Here is a 20,715-nt window from a genome sequence, read left to right on the forward strand (position 1 = left end):
ATAATTATGAAAGAAAAACTAAAAATAGATATCGTATCAGACGTGGTATGTCCTTGGTGCACCATTGGTTATAAGCGATTAGAAAAAGCGATTAAAGAACTTGGTATCGAAGATCAAATTGATATTGAATGGCAACCGTTTGAACTAAATCCTAATATGCCTGCAGAAGGGCAAAATGTTATTGAGCATCTTACTGAAAAATATGGTTCGACCGTAGCACAACAAAATCAGTCTAAACAACAAATGACAGAAATTGGTGCAGAGTTAGGTTTTAAATTCAATTATTTTGATGACATGAGAATGGTAAATACATTTAATGCGCATGTTTTATTAGAGTATGCTAAAGATTTTGGAAAACAAACCGAATTAAAAATGCGATTAACAACTGCTTTTTTTAGTGGTCAAAAAGATGTTTCTAATAATGCTGTATTAAAAGAAGCCTTATTAGATGTTGGTTTAAATGCTAATGAAGCCTTGGCTAAATTAGATGATGAAAATGCCCGTTACGAAGTAAGAAATAAACAAAACTATTGGAAAAACTTAGGTGTAAAGTCTGTTCCTACTTTTGTGTTTAACAAAAAAAGTGCAATTACAGGAGCACAACCTTTAGACTCACTTAAACAAGTTTTAACTGAATTAATTAATCAGCCATCAAATAAAAATTAATTAAGAGAGTAGAAACAAAGACGTATTTAATTTTAAACATCTTAATTTTCTATTTAAATTTGAAATCAAAATTTTAATAACACCTTATGATTAAAGCAAACGCAACAATAAAATTCTCTAACGGCTCAATAATGAACAATCGATTCATGTTAGCTCCTTTAACCAACCGACAAAGTCATGAAAACGGTCAGCTTTCTGATGATGAATTAAATTGGTTAAAATTGAGGGCTGAAGGTGAATTTGGTTTAGTGATGACGTGTGCTTCTCACGTGCAAGAAATAGGTAAAGGTTTTCCTGGACAATTAGGTATTTTTAGAGACGACTTAAATGACGGGCATAAAAAACTAACCCAAAGCATTAAAGAAAAAGGAAGTTTAGCTGTTATTCAATTACATCATGCAGGAATGCGTACGCCATATGAATTGATAAACGAAAAACCTGTTTCTTCTTCTGATAATGAAAAAACAAATGCAAGAGGCCTTACACTTACAGAAGTAAAACAATTAAGAGATGATTTTATTACTGCAGCTGTTCGTTCTAAAGAATGCGGTTATGATGGTGTTGAAGTTCATGGCGCACATGGTTATATTTTAACACAATTTTTAAGCTCAGAAATAAATCATAGAACAGATGAATATGGTGGTTCGCTAGAAAACAGAACTCGAATAATTTTTGAAATTGTAGACGGCATTAGAGAACAATGCGGAAAAGAATTTTTAGTCGGTGTTCGTTTATCGCCTGAAAGGTTTGGAATGGATATTGGTGAGGTGAAAATTGTTTGCCAACAATTAATTGATGCAGGAAACATTAATTTTTTAGACATCTCTTTATGGGATTGTTTTAAAATGCCTAATGATGAAAAATATCAAGAAAATAGCTTATTAGATCACTTTAAAAGTTTAGATTTTAAAGATGTTAAATGGACAGTTGCTGGTAAAATTAGCAAAGCTGTTGATGTTCAAAAAATATTAGATGCTGGTGTAGATTTTGTATCAATAGGAACCTCAGCTATATTACATCACAATTTTCCGAGGTTAGTGATGAACGATTCTAATTTTACACCTGTTTCAACACCCGTTTCAGAAGAACACCTTTTAAAAGAAGGTGTAAGCAAAACGTTTATAAAATACTTAAAAAGATGGCCCGATTTTGTTAAAGAAGATTAGAAAGTAACTACTTACATTTCGATTTTAAATTAACTAAAACAGCGTCTTAAAATTACTTTTAAGACGCTGTTTTTATTGTTATAAATATATTTAAAATCGCCAACACACAATACGTGTAACTTTATTTCCCTGGCTCATCGGTATCACCTTAAATTCTGCTACTTTTAGCTTTTTAGCAGAATCTTCTAAACTCTTTACATTCTCTTTTTTAGACACTAAACTAGTAAACCACTTACTTGCTGTAGGCTGTAATGAGCTTTCATATAAATAGGTGTGTAAAAATGCTTTTTCGCCACCAACATACCAAAGTTCATTTGAATTTCCTGCAAAATTACGAACCGTGTTATTACCTAAGTTTCTAGATTTTCTTCGGTTTGCTCCTCTTGCTTCTTCTGCCGATTTATAAAACGGAGGATTACACATCGTTGCCGAAAAAGAATCTCCTTCCTCTATAATATCTTTTAAAATATATGCTTCATTAAACTGTTGACGTAATTCAATTTTATCACTTAAATCATTGTCGTCAATAATATCTTGTGCATAATCTAACGAATCTAAATCGATATCTGTAGCTACAAAATTCCAGTCATACTCTACAGTTCCTAAAAGCGGATAAATACAACTTGCTCCCGTACCAACATCAAGTATTTTTACGTTTTTGGCATCACCAATTAAATCCGCTAAATGATGAATATAATCTACTCTACCAGGAATTGGCGGACATAAATTTTCATCAGAAAAATTCCAATCTTTTATATTATAATGTGCTGCTAGCAATGCTTTGTTAAATTCTTTTACCGCTATCGGATCAGAAAAATCGATTGTTTCTTTATCAAATTTTTCGATAACAAACCCTTCTATTTTCGGATACTTTTCTTTTAGCAATGTAAAATCATATCCGTTTTTATGCTTGTTATTTTTATGTAATTTACTTTCTTTGTCTTTCATTAATTTTTGTTTATGAAACCGAATTCAAATGCGTATTATAAAAAGAAAACTTCTTTGTTTGTAAAAAACTGGAAAACTAAAAGAAATAACAAATCACTATTTACCTTTAAAAGAGCCCTTAGTTTTGCACTTCCTTTTTCGTTTATATTTATTTTTTGGGAAGTTGGTTTTTCTGAAAAATTCTTTTATAAATTCCCACTGTTCTTTTTTATCAACATGGTTATCTATTTTATTTTTGCTTATTTCATTTCCTATAAACTAAACGAAAAAAGTTATCAAAAATATAAAAACCAAGGATTTTAATTTAAATCTCTATTACTGTAAATTCTAATTGCAATGGCTGTAAACCTTCTTTTAACGCTTTAATTAAAGTATCTCCGTACTCTAAATAATACTCAGAAAAATTTCGTTGTCGCTCTTCTAAACTTTGGTTTGGTAATATTTCGTTTTGCAATAATACAATTCTATCTACCAAATCTTTTTGTCTTCGTTTTTCTGCTCGTAACCAACGTTTTTCTAGATTATCTAATCCTTTTAATTGCTTTTTTTCTTGAGCATTTACAGCACCTACAAATGATACATCTGTTTTTTTAGCCAATTCTCTTAAATCGACAAACTGTTGCTGTAAAAATTCTTTTTGACTCGTAAAATCAACTTTTTCTTCTGAGGTTTCTAATACTTTATCTTTTAGTAAGCTGTTTTGATCTTGAAAAGACTCTTCTAATGAAATATCTAGTTTATCTAGTTTCTTAGCTTGCTTTTCAGAAATTATCTGCACTGAATTACGCAACAATAAAATAGGAAAAGATACTTTAACTTCATCAAAGTAATCTTTTAACTGCATCCAATAAGCCAACTCTCCTCCTCCACCGATATAACATAAGTTTGGTAAAACCACTTCTTGAAATAACGGACGCATAATTACATTTGGTGAAAATCTTTCTGGAAAATCATGAACTTCTTTTAACAACGCGTCTAACTCCCAATAAATACTAGTGTTATTTACTTTATACACATCATCTTCAAAAACAATACGTTCACGAATTTCATCTGTTAAATAAAATAAATTAATTTCTCTTGGGTTTACCTGAATCTTATACTCTTCACCCAAACGCTTTATAGTTTCGGTTACTTTTTGGTGTGAAATCTCTTCTTTTAATTCGCGCTCAATAAACGGAATAAACTCTTGCTTTAATTCTCGGTTATCAGCATCAAGAATTACCAATCCATATTCACTAAACAATTCATTCGCTATGTATCTTGTTGCATCAGCTAAATTACTGTGTTTTATATATCCTTCTTTAAAAAGGTTGATTAAATATTGTGCATTTTTTGAAGTTCCTAAGTGGTTCGAAAACACCTCTAAAACATCTTCTAATCCCTCTGTAGAAAAACGTCCTACACCTCCTGTTTGGTTAGAGTTCCATTGTACTTTTTTCCCTTTAAAATTAAAGTAGTTTATTTCTTCAAAATCATGATCTTCTGTTGCCATCCAATAAATTGGCACAAAGTTTTGTTGCGGATAATTAGCTCTTAGTTCTTCACACAAATTAACAGTTGAAAATATTTTATATAGAAAATATAAGGGTCCCGTAAACAAATTTAACTGATGCCCAGTAGTTACCGTGAAAGTATTCTCTAATAATAAATCATCAATATTTTGCTTTGTTGCTTCTGATGTTTTTATCGTAGTATATTGTTTTTTTAAAACAGTAACTAAAGTTTTTCTTGCTGCTGTTGAAAAATTTTTGCTTTCTATCTGATTTTTAAAACTTTCTAATGATGGAAAGTTTTTATAAAATGGTTGTAGTTTTTCTGATTTCTCTAAATAATCGATCATTGTTTTAGAGAAAAAACCGGTCTTTTTAAAAGGAATATGTGTAACTTTCATTTACTTATTTATTCTTTGAAACAATGTGTAAATATAAGGTCTTTTTCCACCATACGGATTTACAAATGTGTGATTAAATTCTGATATTAATTTAAACTGATTTCCTAAACGCTCTTGCAACATTTCGCTATTGTATCTCTGCAACTCTAAGCCACAACATTTTTCTGCGCCATCTAAAGCAAAAACTGCAATAATTACGAATCCGTCTTTAACTACAGCTTGCTTTAACAAATTAAAATAAGCTGCTTTTTCTTCTTCTTTTAAAAAGAAATGCAATACAGCTCTATCATTCCATAAATCAATATTACTTAGCTTATTTAATTTTTCAGGCTGTATTAAATCATCCGCAATAAAAGTTACTTTCACTGCTTCTTCAGCTAAGCGGTCTTTTAAAGTAGTTAGTGCTTTTTCAGATAAATCGCTTGCTATTAAATTCGTGTAACCATCAGCCAATAATTCGTCTATTAAAACCGAAGAACCAACACCTACATTTAAAATAGTTGCGTTTTTTTTTAATCCTGATTTAGAAATTAAAGACATTGTTTGTGCTGCCTTTTCTTCAAACCAACCTAACTTCTCGGTTGTGTTTTTTGTGTATGCAGTATTCCAGTGATTTTTATATTCAATTTTCGCTGGGCTTTTACAATCACTCTCTTTTGTAGTCATAGTTCAAAAATAGTGAAATTTGACATCTTGTCGAAAACAAAACACTTTTCTAACAGATTTTTAACTACATTCTTTTTTAAATCATCAATTTGGCTATTTTTACAGTTAATAAGTTAACTTGTAAAAACATTTTAACGAAAGCTAAATCACTTAAAATCTCACTTAGTGAGCAAAAAATGAACTATGCAGTTTAAACATCCTGAAAATTTATACTTCTTAGTACTTTTACTAATTCCTATTATAGTTCACCTATTTCAATTACAGCGATTTGTTAAAGTTCCGTTTACCAACGTTGCCTTTTTAAAAAAATTAGCACTACAAACTCGTAAAAGTTCTCGCATAAAAAAATGGTTGATTTTAGCTACGCGCTTACTATTATTTTCGGCCTTAATTATCGCTTTTGCACAACCTTATTTTAGCAATCATAAAAGCGATCAACAACAACATTTCTTAATTTATTTAGATAATTCTTTAAGTACAAATACCGATGGCGAAAAAGGGAACTTATTACAACTAGCTAGCCAAGAAATTCTAGAAAACATATCAGAAAAAGCAACTTACTCTTTAATTACAAACGATGAATTTCATAAAAATAAAACAGCTTCTGATTTAAAAGATATTTTGTTAAAAGTAAAAAATACCGCTAAAAAAACGGAATTAAAAGATGTTTTATTAAAAATATCGACCGAAAACAAAACAAATATACTTTCTGAAAACATTATTATTTCTGATTTTCAGAACGTAAAAAAAGAAGAGTTATTAAGTTCTCCAAAGAATACTTCTTTTGTAAAATTAAATCCGCAGCAAAAAAGTAATTTATCAATAGATAGTGTTTTTATAAGTGACAACGGAACAACAAATTTTCAAGTAAATATTCTTGTTAAAAATCAAGGTATCTTTAAAAAAAATGTACCAATTGCTATTTACAATAAAGAGAAGTTAATCAATAAACAACTTTTTTCTATTGAAGAAAATAAAACCCAAAAAGTGGTTTTTTCAATCTTAAAAACAACTGATTTTTCGGGGAAAATTGAACTAAATTTTAAAGACACTTATACTTTTGATAATTCCTTTTATTTCGCCATAAACTCCAACACTAAAACTGCTGTTTTAAATATTGGCGAACCTGCTGGTTTTTTAAACCGAATTTATACAAAAGAAGCATTTGACTTTACATCTTCTACTATTAAAAATCTGAAGTACAATTTAATTCAGAAACAGCATTTAATTGTTTTAAATGAAATTGATAATATTCCAGAAAATCTTATTGCTTGTTTAATTGAATTCACTAAAAATGGTGGAAATTTGGTTGTAATACCTTCTAGAGATTTAACCATTTCGTCTTACAGCAGTTTATTTAACAAACTTAAAATAGGAAAACTACTCTCTAAAAAAACTGATAATTTAAAAATTACAACTATAAATTACAAACATCCGATTTTAAAAAATGTGTTTGAAAAAAATGTGAGTAATTTTCAATATCCGTTTGTAAAAACCGCTTATAATACGCAACTATTAAACGCGAGTACTGTTGTTTCTTTCGAAAACAAACAAGGCTTTATACAACAAGTAAACTTAACAAATTCGGCTATTTATTGGGTAGCGGCTCCGCTTAGTAAAGAGAATAGTAATTTTATAAATTCGCCTTTGGTAGTGCCAGTTTTTTATAATATTGGTAAATACAGTTTACAACTTTCTAAATTATATTATACGATTGGTGAGCCCTCGGTTATTGATATTAATAAACAATTAGGTAAAGATGAAATAGTAACTATTTCGAATAACCAAACGTCCTTTATACCGCTGCAGCAAACACTTCAAAACAGTGTGAAAATTACAACTACAGATCAACCTTTAGTTGCCGGGTTTTATCAAATAAAACAAGAAGCTAGTATTTTAAAGAATAGTGCTTTTAATTATCCGAAGAAAGAAAGCTTATTAAATTTCTTAGACTCAGAAAACTTAAACTCAAAAACCACAGCTAATTCGGTTAAAAATACCTTAAACAATATTAATAGTGAAAATAAAATTCAATGGCTTTGGAAATGGTTTTTAGCCTTAGCCATTGTATCTTTGCTTATAGAAATTTTGATCTTAAAATTCTTTAAACCATGACAACGCTGCTAAAATCGGCTACAATTATTGATGCCTCTAGTCCTTATCACCAAAAAACTAAAGACATTTTAATTACTGATGGAATTATTACCAAGATTAACGATACGATTACTTCTAAAAAAGAATATCAAGTTTTAAAACTTGATAATTTACATGTATCTACAGGTTGGTTTGATACGAGTGTTTCTTTTGGTGAACCTGGTTATGAAGAGCGCGAAACAGTTAAACATGGTTTATTAGTAGCCGCTAAAAGCGGTTTTACAGCTGTTGCCGTAAACCCGAATACAAACCCGGTAATTGACAATAAATCTGCTGTGGAATTTTTAATTAATAAAGCAAACGGATTTGCTACGAACCTATATCCTATTGGTACGTTAACGCAACAAAGTAAAGGTGTTGAAATGGCAGAATTGTACGACATGCAACAATCTGGTGCTATTGCTTTTGGAGATTATAATAAACCTATTGCTAACGATAATTTATTAAAAGTAGCTTTATTATACACTCAGAATTTTAATGGCTTGGCAATGAGTTTTCCTAAAAACAATTCGATTGCTGGTGAAGGTGTTGTTAATGAAGGTAAAAACAGTACGCTTTTAGGTTTAAAAGGAATTCCTGCTTTGGCAGAAGAACTTCAAATTTCACGTGATTTATTTTTATTAGAATATACCGGTGGGAAACTACATATTCCTACAATTTCAACTAAAAAATCGGTACAATTAATTAAAGACGCTAAAAAGAAAGGTTTAGATGTTACGTGTAGTGTAGCGGTGCATAATTTATTTTTAACAGATGATGAATTGCATGATTTTGATGGTAATAAAAAGGTAAATCCACCGCTGAGAACATCAAGCGATATAAAAGCATTATTAAAAGGAGTAAAAGACGGAACGATTGACATGATAACGTCAGATCATAACCCAATAGACATCGAACATAAAAAAGTAGAATTTTCAGAAGCAAAAGACGGAACGATTGGTTTAGAAAGTGCTTTTGGCGTTTTAAATTCAGTATTAGATTTAGAAACTATTGTAAACTGTTTATCTAACAACCCAAAAGAACGTTTCGAACTAGAGAAAGCAAGTATTAAAGAAAATGAGAAAGCAAATCTATCAATTTTTAATCCTGATGGATCTTATACATTTTCTGAAGAAAACATCTTTTCTACATCAAAAAATAGTGCTTTTTTAGATAAAGAACTAAAAGGAAAAGTATACGGTATTTACAATAACAATCAATTAATTTTAAATTCATAATATGAGTTTACATTACATCCTAAGAGAACCTAAGAACACAACTACAAATCCGCCTTTATTAATTTTACTACATGGGTACGGTAGTAACGAGCAAGATTTATTTTCGTTTGCAGAAGAATTACCTGATAACTTATTAATTGTTAGTGCGCAGGCACCACACAGTATGGGTATGGGAGCTTATGCTTGGTATGCTATTAATTTTGATGCTGTTAACGGAAAGTTTTCTGACTTAGTGCAAGCAAAAGAATCTGTTGATGAAATTGCTTTATTTATTGATGAAATTAAAAACAAATACAATACCAATCCTGATAAAACATTTCTTTTAGGTTTTAGTCAAGGAGCTATTTTAAGTTATGCCTTAAGTTTTAATTATCCGAATAAAGTACAACATGTAATTGCTTTAAGTGGTTATATTAACGAAGAATTACTACCTAAAGAAATACCTAATACGATTACTACAGATTATTATATTTCTCATGGAACCGTAGATCAGGTACTACCTATTGATTGGGCTAGAAAAGCGCCACAAATTTTATCTGACAATAAATTACAAAGCGAATATTCAGAATATCCGGTAGGCCACGGAGTGGCTCCTCAAAACTTTTATAGTTTTAAAAAGTGGATCGAAAATCGTTTATAAAAATTAATTAGTATCTTTAAGTAAAAAGGAATATTTTTGCATTCTAAAGAATTAGTATGGGTTTATTAAATCAAGATGTTCTATATTTTTGGAGCACACCATTTTTTATTTCAATAATTTTAATTGAAATATATTTTAGTTACAGGTCGAAGAAGAAAAACTACGATTTTAAAGATACTTCTACGAATGTTTATTTTGCACTAATTAACTTTAGTTTAGACATATTAATGAAAGTAATCTCTTTTGGTGTAATGGGAATTTGCTATTATTATCGAATTGTAGATTGGGAATATTTAGGTATAGCTTATTGGTTATTTGCTTTTATTGGTCAAGACTTTTTATATTACATACATCATTATGTAGATCATCATTCAAGGTTTTTTTGGGCGGTTCATGTAACACATCACAACTCTGAATATTATAATATTTCAACAGGCTTTCGTTCACCAGTATTACAGCCTTTATTTCGTTATATGTTCTTTTTACCTTTAGCTTTTTTAGGGGTTGAACCTTTACATATTATGTTTGCTTATGCACTGAATCAAATTTACGGTACTTTGTGTCATACAAATTTCATAAAAAGTAAATTAGGTCTATGGGGATTTTTCTTTGTAACTCCGTCACATCATAGAGTGCATCATGCCTCAAACACCAAATATTTGGATAAAAACATGGGAATGGTTTTAATTATTTGGGATCGTATGTTCGGAACATTTCAAGCTGAAGAAGATGAAGTAACTTACGAAAAACTACGTTACGGATTAACTTCTCCGCTAGAAGACAAAGGTCCTATCAATATTATTTTTCATGAATGGAAAGAGATTTTTAAAGATTTCTTTAATAGAAAAAAACATTTACCGCTAGGTACTCGACTTAAATATGTTTTTATGCCTCCAGGTTGGAGTCACGATAACAGCTCTAAAACAAGTAAAGAATTACAAGCTGAATTATCAGCTAAACAAAAATAAAAAAACCGAGCTTTAAGCTCGGTTTTTTGTTATCCTAAAATCTGTTTAGCGTGTTCTTTTGTTTTTACTTTACTTATTACATCTTCAATAATTCCGTTTTCATCAATTACAAAAGTCGTTCTGTGAATTCCATCATATTCTTTTCCCATAAACTTTTTTGGACCCCAAATACCAAAAGCATTAATTACTTCTTTAGTTTCGTCTGCCAATAATGGAAAAGGCAACTCATGTTTGTTTATCCAGTTTTGTTGTCGTTTAGCAGAATCTGCACTTGCTCCTAAAACTTCGTAACCTTTTGCTAAAAAAGCCTGATAATTATCTCTCAAATCACACGCTTCATTTGTACAACCTGGTGTGCTTGCTTTGGGATAAAAAAATAAAACTAACTTTTTACCTTTGTAATCTGTAAGTTTTACTGTATTTCCTTTTTCATCAACAGATTCGAAATTTGGTGCTTTATCTCCTATTTTTAATGTTGTCATAATTTGTATTTTTGTCGATATAAAGATAAAGAAAATGACCAAGGCAAACAAAGTTCAATTTGTGATAGATACATTAGAGAAATTGTATCCAGAAATACCAGTTCCTTTAGATCATAAAGATCCATACACCTTACTTATTGCCGTTTTATTGTCTGCGCAATGCACTGATGTTCGTGTAAATAAAATTACACCTCTTTTATTCGCTAAAGCAGATAATCCTTACGATATGGTAAAAATGACTGTAGAAGAAATTAAAGAAATCATTAGGCCTTGCGGATTGTCACCTATGAAATCGAAGGGAATTTATGGTTTATCTAAAATATTAATCGAAAAACATAACGGAGAAGTTCCTGAGAGTTTTGAGTTTTTAGAAGAATTACCTGCTGTAGGCCATAAAACTGCTGGAGTAGTAATGAGTCAAGCTTTCGGTGTTCCTGCTTTTCCAATAGATACTCATATTCATAGATTATTGTATCGTTGGAATTTAACGAACGGTAAAAATGTAGCTCAAACAGAAAAAGATGCAAAACGTTTATTTCCTAAAGAAATTTGGAATGATCTTCACTTGCAAATAATCTGGTACGGACGTGAATATTCTCCTGCTCGTGGTTGGGATTTAGAAAATGATATTATTACAAAAACAATAGGGAGAAAAACTGTTTTAGATGAATATTATAAAAAACGCGCATAAAAAAGCTTCAACCAGTGTTGAAGCTTTTCCTCTCTTAATTCAAATTCAATTCAATGAGATAGTTTGATTTGGTTTTAACTACTTGTAAAGATTTAGAAAAATTAATCAAAAATTGAATTGTTTCTTGTTTAGGTTTCATAATGAAATCCGAAGATCTCTGTGAGTAAGTTTGCATCATATATTCCCTTTATATATTTTGTTATCAAGTATTTAACGACGCATTTTTACTAATATTGTCTAATTTACTAAAATTATTTTATTTTTCTCTATTATTTTCCTTAAATTAATTAATGCATATCTCATTCTCCCTAAAGCCGTATTAATGCTCACCCCTGTATTCTCAGAAATCTCATTAAAACTCATATCGTTATAAATACGCATTTTTAAAACTTCTTTTTGCTCTTCTGGCAATTCTTCTACTAAATCTCTAACGTCAGATAAAATTTGTTCTTTTATAATTTTATTTTCAGCATTTAAAGCACCATCAGTTAGTACCGAAAAAATATCAAAATCTTCTGTATTGTTAAAAGTAGGCATTCTATTATTTTTTCTGAAAAAATCGATAATTAAATTATGAGAAATTCTCATAACCCAAGGCAAAAACTTACCTTCTTCGTTATAACGTCCTTTTTTAAGTGTTTTTATCACCTTAATAAAAGTGTCTTGAAAAATATCTTCTGTAGTATCTCTATTCTGTACTTTGCTATATATAAAGCTATATAATCTTTTCTGATGGCGTTTAATTAGCAACTCTATTGCTAACTCTTTTCCATTAATGTAGTCTCTTACTAAAGCGCTATCGCTTACAACATCTTTATGCATCATAATTACTTTTTTAAGAACGTCGTTAAACATTCTTTCGTTAAGGGTATATCTTTAAAAAGTAATTATTGAGCTATAGGCTTTTTATTTATTGATTAGTAACTAGTTACAAATATTGTTATTTTTATTAACAAATACAAGTATTAAATTAATTTTATAAGTTATTTAAAAAAAAAAGAACAAATTATCTTCTTCATTCATTTACAAAAATGGTATTTTTATACATTATTTTTTTATAGATGAAAACAGATATTTCTACCGTTAATCCTAAGGAAAACATTATTATAAAAGGGGCAAAACTGCACAATTTAAAAAATATTGATGTTGTTATTCCTCGAAATAAATTAGTTGTAATAACAGGCCTTTCTGGTTCTGGAAAATCTTCTTTAGCTTTTGATACTTTGTATGCCGAAGGACAGCGTCGTTATGTAGAAAGTTTATCTTCATACGCACGTCAGTTTTTAGGGAAATTACACAAACCTAAAGTAGATTATATAAAAGGGATTGCTCCGGCAATTGCAATCGAACAAAAGGTAAACTCAACAAATCCAAGATCAACTGTAGGTACCTCAACCGAAATCTACGATTATATAAAACTATTATACGCGCGTATTGGTAAAACTATTTCGCCAATATCTGGTAATGAAGTAAAAAAGCATACCGTTTCTGATGTGCTTACTTTCGTTAAAAATTTCGAAGAGCGCACTAAACTTTTATTACTTGCGCCAATTACCATTAATGAAAATAGAGATTTAAAAACTGTTTTACAAGTATTAACGCAACAAGGTTACGCGCGATTAAAATATAATGATACTGTTTTAAGAATTGATGATTTTCCTATTGAAGATTATAATAATGAAGCATTATTTTTAGTGGTTGATCGAATTGTTTTAAAACACGAAGAAGATTTTTACAATCGTTTAGGAGATGCTATTCAAACTGCTTTTTTTGAAGGAAAGGGGTTCTGTTTAATAGAAAACCTAAATACGAAGGTTGTTACTGAATTTAGTAATAAATTTGAGTTAGACGGTATTACTTTTTTAGAACCGAACACGCATTTATTTAGTTTTAACAACCCATACGGAGCCTGCCCTACTTGTGAAGGTTACGGAAGCGTAATTGGTATTGACGAAGATTTAGTGATTCCGAATACCGGATTATCAATCTTTGAAGATGCTATTTTTCCTTTTAAAACTGATGCTTACAGAATATATAAAGAAGAACTAATACTTAATGCAGAAACATTTGGTATTCCTATTCATAAACCTTGGTTTGAAATTTCTGAAGCACAAAAAGAGCTTATTTGGAACGGGACAAATAAGTTTGAAGGAATACATGATTTATTTAAAAAACTAGAAGAAAAAAGCTATAAAATTCAAAACAGAGTAATGCTTTCTCGCTATCGCGGAAAAACAACCTGTACCGATTGTAACGGTAAAAGATTACGTAAAGAAGCCAACTACGTAAAAGTACACGATAAAATAATTTCTGATTTAGTTACACTTCCTTTAGATGAATTGGCTGTTTTTTTTAAGAACATAAACTTAAATGAAAACGATAAAAACATTGCAAAAAGATTGCTTACCGAAATTAACAATCGTTTGCTTTTTTTAACTGATGTTGGTTTAAAATACTTAACCTTAAATCGCACCTCTAACACGCTTTCTGGTGGTGAAAGTCAACGTATAAATTTAGCCACTTCTTTAGGTAGTTCGCTCGTAGGATCTATGTATATTTTAGATGAGCCAAGTATTGGTTTGCATCCAAAAGATACAGAAAGACTAATTGAGGTTCTTAAAGATTTACGTGATTTAGGGAATACCGTTATTGTGGTTGAACATGATGAAGATATTATGAAAGAAGCTGATTATATTATTGATATCGGCCCAGAAGCAGGTACTTATGGCGGACACGTAGTTGCCGAAGGTACTTTTGATGCTATTATGAAATCAGATTCGTTAACGGCTAAATATTTATCCGAAGAATTAAAAATTGATATTCCAACTTCTCGCAGAACATCAAAAAACACCATTAATATTATTGGTGCACGAGAAAACAACTTAAAAAATGTAGATGTTTCTTTTCCTTTAAACAACTTAACGGTAATTACAGGAGTTTCAGGTAGTGGAAAAAGTACGTTGGTTAAGAAAATTTTATATCCTGCAATGCAGAAAAAGCTAAACGGATATGGAGATAAAGTTGGCCAATACACCAACATAACAGGAAGTTTTGATACTTTAAAACATATTGAATTTATCGATCAAAATCCGATTGGGCGTTCTTCAAGATCAAACCCTGTTACTTATATTAAAGCTTACGATGACATTCGTAAATTGTTATCAGATCAAAAACTATCTAACATAAGAAATTACCAACCTAAACATTTTTCTTTTAATGTAGAAGGTGGTCGTTGCGAGGTTTGTAAAGGTGAAGGTGAAGTTACGATTGAAATGCAATTTATGGCCGACGTGCATTTGCAGTGCGATACCTGTAACGGAAAACGCTTTAAAAAAGAAGTGTTAGAAGTTACTTTTGGAGGGAAATCTATTGATGACATTTTAAATTCAACTATTGACGATGCTGTTGCTTTTTTCTCAGAACACGAGCAACCTAAAATTGCTAAAAAATTAAAACCTTTGCAAGATGTTGGTTTAGGGTATGTGCAATTAGGGCAATCGTCTTCAACCTTATCTGGTGGAGAAGCGCAACGTATAAAATTAGCCTCGTTTTTAATAAAAGGAAATACTAAGGACAAAGCTTTATTTATTTTTGATGAACCTACAACTGGATTGCATTTTCATGACATTAAAAAACTATTAGCATCGTTTAATGCTTTAATCGAAAAAGGACATTCGATAATTGTTATTGAACATAATATCGAGTTAATTAAATGTGCCGATTATATTATCGATCTTGGTTTAGAAGGTGGTAAAAATGGCGGGAATTTAATTTTTACTGGAACGCCTGAAGAGTTAGTTAAAAATAAAGCATCTTATACCGCTAAGTATTTACAAGAGAAGTTATAATTTTTTAAATCTTAAACTAAAAAACTGCCTAACTCTTTTCGAGTTAGACAGTTTCAACGTAACAAAAACTAACAAAATTCAATAATTACATTACTGAAACTCTTCTTATTTAATAATTATCTTTTTAGTGAAAATTTTACCATTATTTACCATTCTACAAACATAAATTCCTTTTCTTACACCTTTCGTTCTATCCCATTCAAATTTCCAATCTCCTTTTTTAACTTTATCTTCAAAAACTTTATAAGTCCTCCCATCTAAAATAGATGTTAAAGAAATAGTAAGATTTGTACTCTCAGTTATTCTTGATTTCACTATTAGCTTTTCAGATGAATTATCTACGAATACATTAAAATTTTCATCAACTACTTTTCTTTCAGGAGTATTTACAGTACTTTTTATTGATAATTCTAGTATTTTTTTCTTTTTTGTGTCTGTTGAAGCACTTCTATTACTAAAATAAACAGATATGTCATCACCATAAATATTAATTGAATTTGTATATTGAGTTTTTCCTCCTGAATCCTTAGTTAACCTATGAAAAAATACATTCTCTTTACAAGAAAAACTATCAAACCAAGGGAAGGACACAGAATAATTTTTTGCAGTAGCTCCCGTTATAGGTTCGTTATAAGCATGTGCATCATTTTGAGAAGGGCATTCAAATGTAAAATACCATTGATAGGTATAAACACCACTTCCGCCTGCTGGAGCGCTACCATTAAAAAACTTTGATCCAGATATAGTAGATATTGTATTATTTCTAATACCAAGATTATCTGGATTCTGTTTAATAGTAATAATGTTACTGTAACTGCTTTTTCCTGTTCTTGAAGAATGAGCATATCTTCTATATTGAATATAATATGGCTTGTCTGTAACATCATTATGCGATCTAGTAAATTTAAGATTTTGATTAACATCACTTGATACAATATTACCTATTCTTACCCAAGTTCCATAATCGTTATCTCCAAAATATTTAGTTCGGACACCCCAATTATAAGTATAATTTTCGTTGCCGTTGACAGGACCTGTCCCTGTTAAAGTTGCTGGAATCTCATCAAATTCTAATGTTTGGTCACAACAAATAACATTCTTTGAAACAGGAGTTGGAGAACCAATAATTACCTTATATGAATTTTCTCCTACCCATTGATTACCATGATTAGTCCCAAACTTAGCTGATAAATAGCCTGTCTGTCCCTGCTCAAACATATTACTAGTTAATGTAATTTTAAACTCTCTTACCCAATTGGTCATAAAAGAATTAGGGCGGTAAATTGCCGTCCCTAAATTTGACCAGCTTTTATTTTGACTTTTTTTATACAATAACTGTGAGTATCCTTGAAAAACACTAGTAGCGTTAAATACTAAAACACTAATTTTTAAATCTACAGTACCTCCTAATGGTATTTCTATTGGTGAACCTGCTGGGATTTTACTACCGTTAGCATATTCTACATGCGTAACTGTTACTCTATGATGAGAGTTGAATTTTTTTAATTCTTTTTCTTCTATTAACTTTCTTTCTTCTTGTGCAAAAGTTTTGAATGATAAAAGACTTATTAATATTACTACAGATGTTAAAAATATTTTTTTAATCATAGTTTCTATTTTCATAATTTTTAAGGTTAGTTAATTAATATTTATAGTTTATTTTAAACTCTTATCTCCTACAATTGGGTTGTACACATAATTAAAAGTATAATAACGCCCTTCGCTTGAAGTAGTTATATCTTTGTCTGCTGGTGCACCTTTATAATAACTTCTAATTTCCATTTTTGCATAATTACCTTCAATAGTTTTTACAACTATAATAGTACCTGCATTGGCTTTAACAATTCCACTACTATAAGTATACCAATCGTCTCCTCCGTCAGCAGTAATTGCATAAACTCCTGATGCATCTTGTTTAAAAGTATCAGCAGCTGGTGCTTCTATTGCATCTTTAAATACATTTTTTACGACAGCTAAAGAAGCATTTCCTGTTCTTTCTGGTTCATCTGTTAAACCATATTTACTACCTCCATTAACAATAACTCTAAGACCTCTAAAAGCAACATCCCAATTATCTCCCGTTACTTGTTTTCCTTCTTTAAAACTAAATTTAGTAAATCCTCCAGAAATCGGTTGACCATGTCCAGATTGCTGCTGTGGTGCATACAAATTTGAAACAGTTTTAGCTTCTACAGATTGTACAATAGGATCTTCATTTTCTGAACATGACATTCCTACTAAAGCAAATATTGCTATTAAAAAGATTGATTTTAAAACTCTCATTTTTTTACTGATTTATATTTATTTGATTTATATTAAAAATTAAATTGGACTCTACCATAATAAGTGCTTCCTAAGCGCAAAACACTATCGTTATTTTTAAAGGTGCTTTTATTTTCTGTTCCTTTTTCATCGAAAATATTATTAACACCAAGTTGAACATTCATCAAATTGAAAAATGTTTTTGAGGCTGCTATATTAACCTGTGTATTGCCTACAACAAAATCATCATACTCATCAATAATTCCTTGACTGTTATTCGTATCAAACAAGGCATATTTACTTCTGTACACTGCTCTAATATTTGCTGAAAAATCATGCTGATAATTTTCGTAAAATATTTTAAAGTTTGCCATGTGCTTTGATCGATTTGGCAACCCATAATAATTTGAAATTGTCATTTTTTCTGATGAAGACAACGGTGTTCTTCTGTAAAAAACCTTACCTGACTTTATTAAATCTTCTTGCGATTTATCGCCTGTATCCAAAAATTGATACCCTCCTAAAATGTTAAAATTTGAGGATAGTTTATAATTCGCCTCTAGCTCTACTCCTTGTGTGTATACTTTGTTTGTATTTCTGTATGAAAATGTACGTGCTCCGGCGGGTAACCCTAATATTGAAGCATTTAATTGAGTGTCATACGTATCAATCAAGTCTTTAATATCATTTCTAAATAAATTAATATTTAGTTTTAAGCTTGGTAATGGTTTTAATTCAAATCCGAAGTTATAACCAACCGAACTTTCTGGTTTTAATTCTTTATCAATTGATTGTATTTCTGGTAGATTACCATACAAATCATGTAACGATTGGGTTCCTAAAACCACGTATCCGCTTGCTGAATTTCTAAAATTAAAATATAGTTGCCTAAAATCAGGTGCTTTAAATCCGTAACCTACCGATACCTTTGCCGTGAGCCAATTATTAATTTTATAGCTTGATGATATTTTGGGTGTAAATGCTGATTTGTATTGATTACTATTTTCAAATCGAGCGCCTATAATTACATTTAAATTATGAGTTGGATTAAAATCAAACTGTCCAAACACATAAGGTGTATCGTATTTTTTAACACCATTGAACTCGGTTCTTTCTAAAGCATCAAAATTAGCTCCTACTCCTGCAATTAAAGTTCCGTAATTAAATTTATTTGTCGATTTAATTTCTGGTCGTAACAAAGTTTGTTTATACAATGTTTCATCATTATTAAATACACTTTCTGCCTTATACTTTGTGGTATAAAAATTATAATCTAACTGCCATTTGTCGGTTATTTTATGATTAATTGTGGTATTAACATTCCAATCGGTTTGTTTACTTTTATGCTGATTTTGTTGATAAAATCGATTCGCTACACTAACTTTTAATTGATTAGAAAAATCGTAACTCAACTTTAAATGTCCAGTAAAATTTTGGTGTGCTTCTGTTGTTTTTGGAGTAGTTTCAGGTGATAAATCAAAACCATTGCTGGAGTTTAAATTTATTCCCGAAACCAATCCAAAACCCTTCCTTTTCACATAAACGTTTGTATTAATATCTAACTCATTTGTAGCTCCACCTTTTACAAAGTAACTAACAGTTCCTTTTAAATTATCATTTTTTGGTTGCTCGGTAATTATATTAATTACCCCACCTATTGCTTCAGAACCATATAAAGATGATGATGGTCCTTTAACAATTTCTATCTGCTTAATATTATTAACTGTAAGTCTATTTAAATCGATGTTTCCAGAGGTTCTTCCTACAATCGGAACACCATCAATTAAAATCAAAGTATAATCAGCCGCAACACCCTGTAGCTGAACTCCTTCTGAGCCTCCAAAGTCAGAAACTAAAGCGATTCCTGTTTGTTCTAGCAAAATATCTTTTAAACGTATTGCTCCCGATTTCACAAGCTGTTCTTTAGATATTAGCGTAACAGGCATTGGTATTGATGATAACTGTCGTTTAGTTCTTGTTGCTGTAACAATCACCTCTTCTAACTCGCTTATTTCTAGAGCTTCATCATTTTGCACTGTTTTTTCTTGCGAAAAAACAGTTAAACTTATAAAAGTGAAAAAACCTAATATTTTTCTATTTAGAAACATTCTTAATAATTTTCGGAAAATATATCTTTTATTTTAAATCAATCTAAATAAAATTTATATTTTTGTCAAAAAATTAATTCAACTAAAAATAAATCATAAAATGAAAAAAGTATTATTAGGAAGCATGTTATTATTAACTGCTTTGACAATAAATGCTCAGAGTAAAAAGACAAAAGACAAAGCAGCTATAAAAAAAATGTGTGGCTGTTTTGAAGTGACTTTCAATTTTGCGGAAACTTTTAATAACAGTAAAGATTCTTTATATAAGCCATCAAAAACAAAAATTGCAAAAGGTTTAGAATGGGCACAATTAATTGAAGATGGCAAAAATGATATCTCTATTCAACATTTACTTCAAGTTGGTAATCCTGTTAGTCCCCATATTGTAAAACATTGGCGACAAGATTGGGCATATCAAAATCAAGATTTTTATATGTATAACGGAGATAATAATTGGTTATATGAAAACAAATCAAAAGCTGATGTGAAAAAACAATGGACACAAAAAGTATATCAAGTAGATGATAGTCCTCGTTACGAAGGCTCAGGAACGTGGGTACATGTAGATGGAAAAAGCTATTGGGAAAACACAACAGATGCGCCTTTACCACGTAGAGAATACACTAAAAGAAGTGACTATAATGTAACCGAAAGAGGAAACCGCCATGAAATTACTAACTACGGATGGATACACGATCAAGACAACAAGAAAATAATTAGAAAAGCAGGCACTAAAGATATTGTATTAGCACATGAAAAAGGCTACAACACTTATGTTAAAGTTGCTGATACTAGATGTAAAGCATCGCAAGATTGGTGGAAAAAAAACACCAACAAATGGCAATTAGTTAGAAATAAATGGGATGAAGTTTATGGAAGAAACAACAATCTTTCTCTAGAAAAAAAAGTAGAGAACAAACCACTATATAAACACTTATTTTCAGACCAAATAACCGAGCAACAACAAATAGATAAAACGATTGAATCTTTCGTTAAAAAATAAATAAA

17 protein-coding genes are annotated in these 20,715 nt (G+C 30.2%); 9 read left to right on the forward strand and 8 right to left on the reverse strand.

Annotation, left to right across the window (positions count from 1 at the left end):
- Positions 1-6: 6 nt before the first annotated feature.
- Together H0I30_RS06255 and H0I30_RS06260 are read left to right on the forward strand one after the other, a co-directional pair.
- A complete protein-coding gene (locus tag H0I30_RS06255) occupies positions 7-666 on the forward strand; it encodes a DsbA family oxidoreductase (RefSeq protein WP_218773403.1) in 660 nt (219 codons plus the stop codon).
- An 86-nt stretch (positions 667-752) separates the two neighbouring features.
- Positions 753-1,832: an NADH:flavin oxidoreductase gene (locus H0I30_RS06260; RefSeq protein ID WP_218773404.1), complete on the forward strand. Its 1,080-nt coding sequence runs from the start codon at positions 753-755 to the stop codon at positions 1,830-1,832.
- A gap of 90 nt (positions 1,833-1,922) precedes the next feature.
- On the opposite strand, the gene rlmF is transcribed toward H0I30_RS06260, so the two are convergent.
- The 3 genes from rlmF to H0I30_RS06275 form a co-directional block, all read right to left on the reverse strand.
- A complete protein-coding gene (gene rlmF / locus H0I30_RS06265) occupies positions 1,923-2,780 on the reverse strand; it encodes a 23S rRNA (adenine(1618)-N(6))-methyltransferase RlmF (protein WP_218773405.1) in 858 nt (285 codons plus the stop codon).
- A gap of 304 nt (positions 2,781-3,084) precedes the next feature.
- On the reverse strand, positions 3,085-4,671 hold the full coding sequence (gene bshC / locus H0I30_RS06270; RefSeq protein ID WP_218773406.1) for a bacillithiol biosynthesis cysteine-adding enzyme BshC: 1,587 nt from the start codon (positions 4,669-4,671) through the stop codon (positions 3,085-3,087).
- Entirely contained in the window at positions 4,672-5,337 is a 666-nt protein-coding gene (locus tag H0I30_RS06275) for a class I SAM-dependent methyltransferase (RefSeq protein WP_218773407.1), read from the reverse strand.
- 183 nt (positions 5,338-5,520) lie between these two features.
- On the opposite strand from H0I30_RS06275, the gene H0I30_RS06280 reads away from it, so the two are divergent.
- The 4 genes from H0I30_RS06280 to H0I30_RS06295 are packed head-to-tail and all read left to right on the forward strand — an operon-like array spanning position 5,521 to position 10,316.
- Positions 5,521-7,452, forward strand: a complete 1,932-nt coding sequence (locus tag H0I30_RS06280; RefSeq protein WP_218773408.1) for a BatA domain-containing protein — start codon at positions 5,521-5,523, stop codon at positions 7,450-7,452.
- The gene (locus H0I30_RS06285) at positions 7,449-8,708 is read left to right on the forward strand and encodes a dihydroorotase family protein (protein ID WP_218773409.1); all 1,260 of its coding nucleotides are present in this window, start codon (positions 7,449-7,451) and stop codon (positions 8,706-8,708) included. Before H0I30_RS06280 ends, H0I30_RS06285 begins: the two co-directional genes overlap by 4 nt.
- 1 nt (position 8,709) lies before the next feature.
- A complete protein-coding gene (locus tag H0I30_RS06290) occupies positions 8,710-9,348 on the forward strand; it encodes an alpha/beta hydrolase (RefSeq protein ID WP_218773410.1) in 639 nt (212 codons plus the stop codon).
- A 56-nt stretch (positions 9,349-9,404) separates the two neighbouring features.
- Positions 9,405-10,316, forward strand: a complete 912-nt coding sequence (locus H0I30_RS06295; protein WP_218773411.1) for a sterol desaturase family protein — start codon at positions 9,405-9,407, stop codon at positions 10,314-10,316.
- 29 nt (positions 10,317-10,345) lie between these two features.
- On the opposite strand, the gene bcp is transcribed toward H0I30_RS06295, so the two are convergent.
- Complete coding sequence (bcp, locus tag H0I30_RS06300; RefSeq protein WP_218773412.1) at positions 10,346-10,798, reverse strand: thioredoxin-dependent thiol peroxidase; 453 nt, start codon at positions 10,796-10,798, stop codon at positions 10,346-10,348.
- 34 nt (positions 10,799-10,832) lie between these two features.
- On the opposite strand from bcp, the gene nth reads away from it, so the two are divergent.
- Positions 10,833-11,489: an endonuclease III gene (gene nth, locus H0I30_RS06305; RefSeq protein ID WP_218773413.1), complete on the forward strand. Its 657-nt coding sequence runs from the start codon at positions 10,833-10,835 to the stop codon at positions 11,487-11,489.
- A gap of 237 nt (positions 11,490-11,726) precedes the next feature.
- On the opposite strand, the gene H0I30_RS06310 is transcribed toward nth, so the two are convergent.
- The gene (locus H0I30_RS06310; protein ID WP_370624079.1) at positions 11,727-12,314 is read right to left on the reverse strand and encodes an RNA polymerase sigma factor; all 588 of its coding nucleotides are present in this window, start codon (positions 12,312-12,314) and stop codon (positions 11,727-11,729) included.
- A 236-nt stretch (positions 12,315-12,550) separates the two neighbouring features.
- On the opposite strand from H0I30_RS06310, the gene uvrA reads away from it, so the two are divergent.
- Positions 12,551-15,337: an excinuclease ABC subunit UvrA gene (uvrA, locus tag H0I30_RS06315; RefSeq protein ID WP_218773414.1), complete on the forward strand. Its 2,787-nt coding sequence runs from the start codon at positions 12,551-12,553 to the stop codon at positions 15,335-15,337.
- A gap of 105 nt (positions 15,338-15,442) precedes the next feature.
- Here uvrA and H0I30_RS06320 read toward each other — a convergent pair whose 3' ends face one another.
- Genes H0I30_RS06320 through H0I30_RS06330 form a run of 3 tightly spaced genes read right to left on the reverse strand, consistent with a single transcriptional unit; the run spans position 15,443 to position 19,707 of the window.
- The gene (locus tag H0I30_RS06320) at positions 15,443-16,960 is read right to left on the reverse strand and encodes a hypothetical protein (protein ID WP_218773415.1); all 1,518 of its coding nucleotides are present in this window, start codon (positions 16,958-16,960) and stop codon (positions 15,443-15,445) included.
- 33 nt (positions 16,961-16,993) lie between these two features.
- A complete protein-coding gene (locus H0I30_RS06325; RefSeq protein WP_218773416.1) occupies positions 16,994-17,620 on the reverse strand; it encodes an HmuY family protein in 627 nt (208 codons plus the stop codon).
- Between the two features lie 32 nt (positions 17,621-17,652).
- Positions 17,653-19,707, reverse strand: coding sequence for a TonB-dependent siderophore receptor (locus H0I30_RS06330; RefSeq protein WP_218773417.1), 2,055 nt, complete (start codon positions 19,705-19,707; stop codon positions 17,653-17,655).
- A gap of 100 nt (positions 19,708-19,807) precedes the next feature.
- Between H0I30_RS06330 and H0I30_RS06335 the strand changes: the two genes are divergently transcribed.
- Positions 19,808-20,710 (forward strand): DUF6607 family protein, encoded by a 903-nt coding sequence (locus H0I30_RS06335; protein WP_218773418.1) that lies wholly within the window; start codon positions 19,808-19,810, stop codon positions 20,708-20,710.
- Positions 20,711-20,715: the final 5 nt, after the last annotated feature.

It is taken from the genome of Tenacibaculum sp. AHE14PA (assembly GCF_019278465.1).
In the GTDB taxonomy this organism is placed as follows: domain Bacteria; phylum Bacteroidota; class Bacteroidia; order Flavobacteriales; family Flavobacteriaceae; genus Polaribacter; species Polaribacter bernardetii.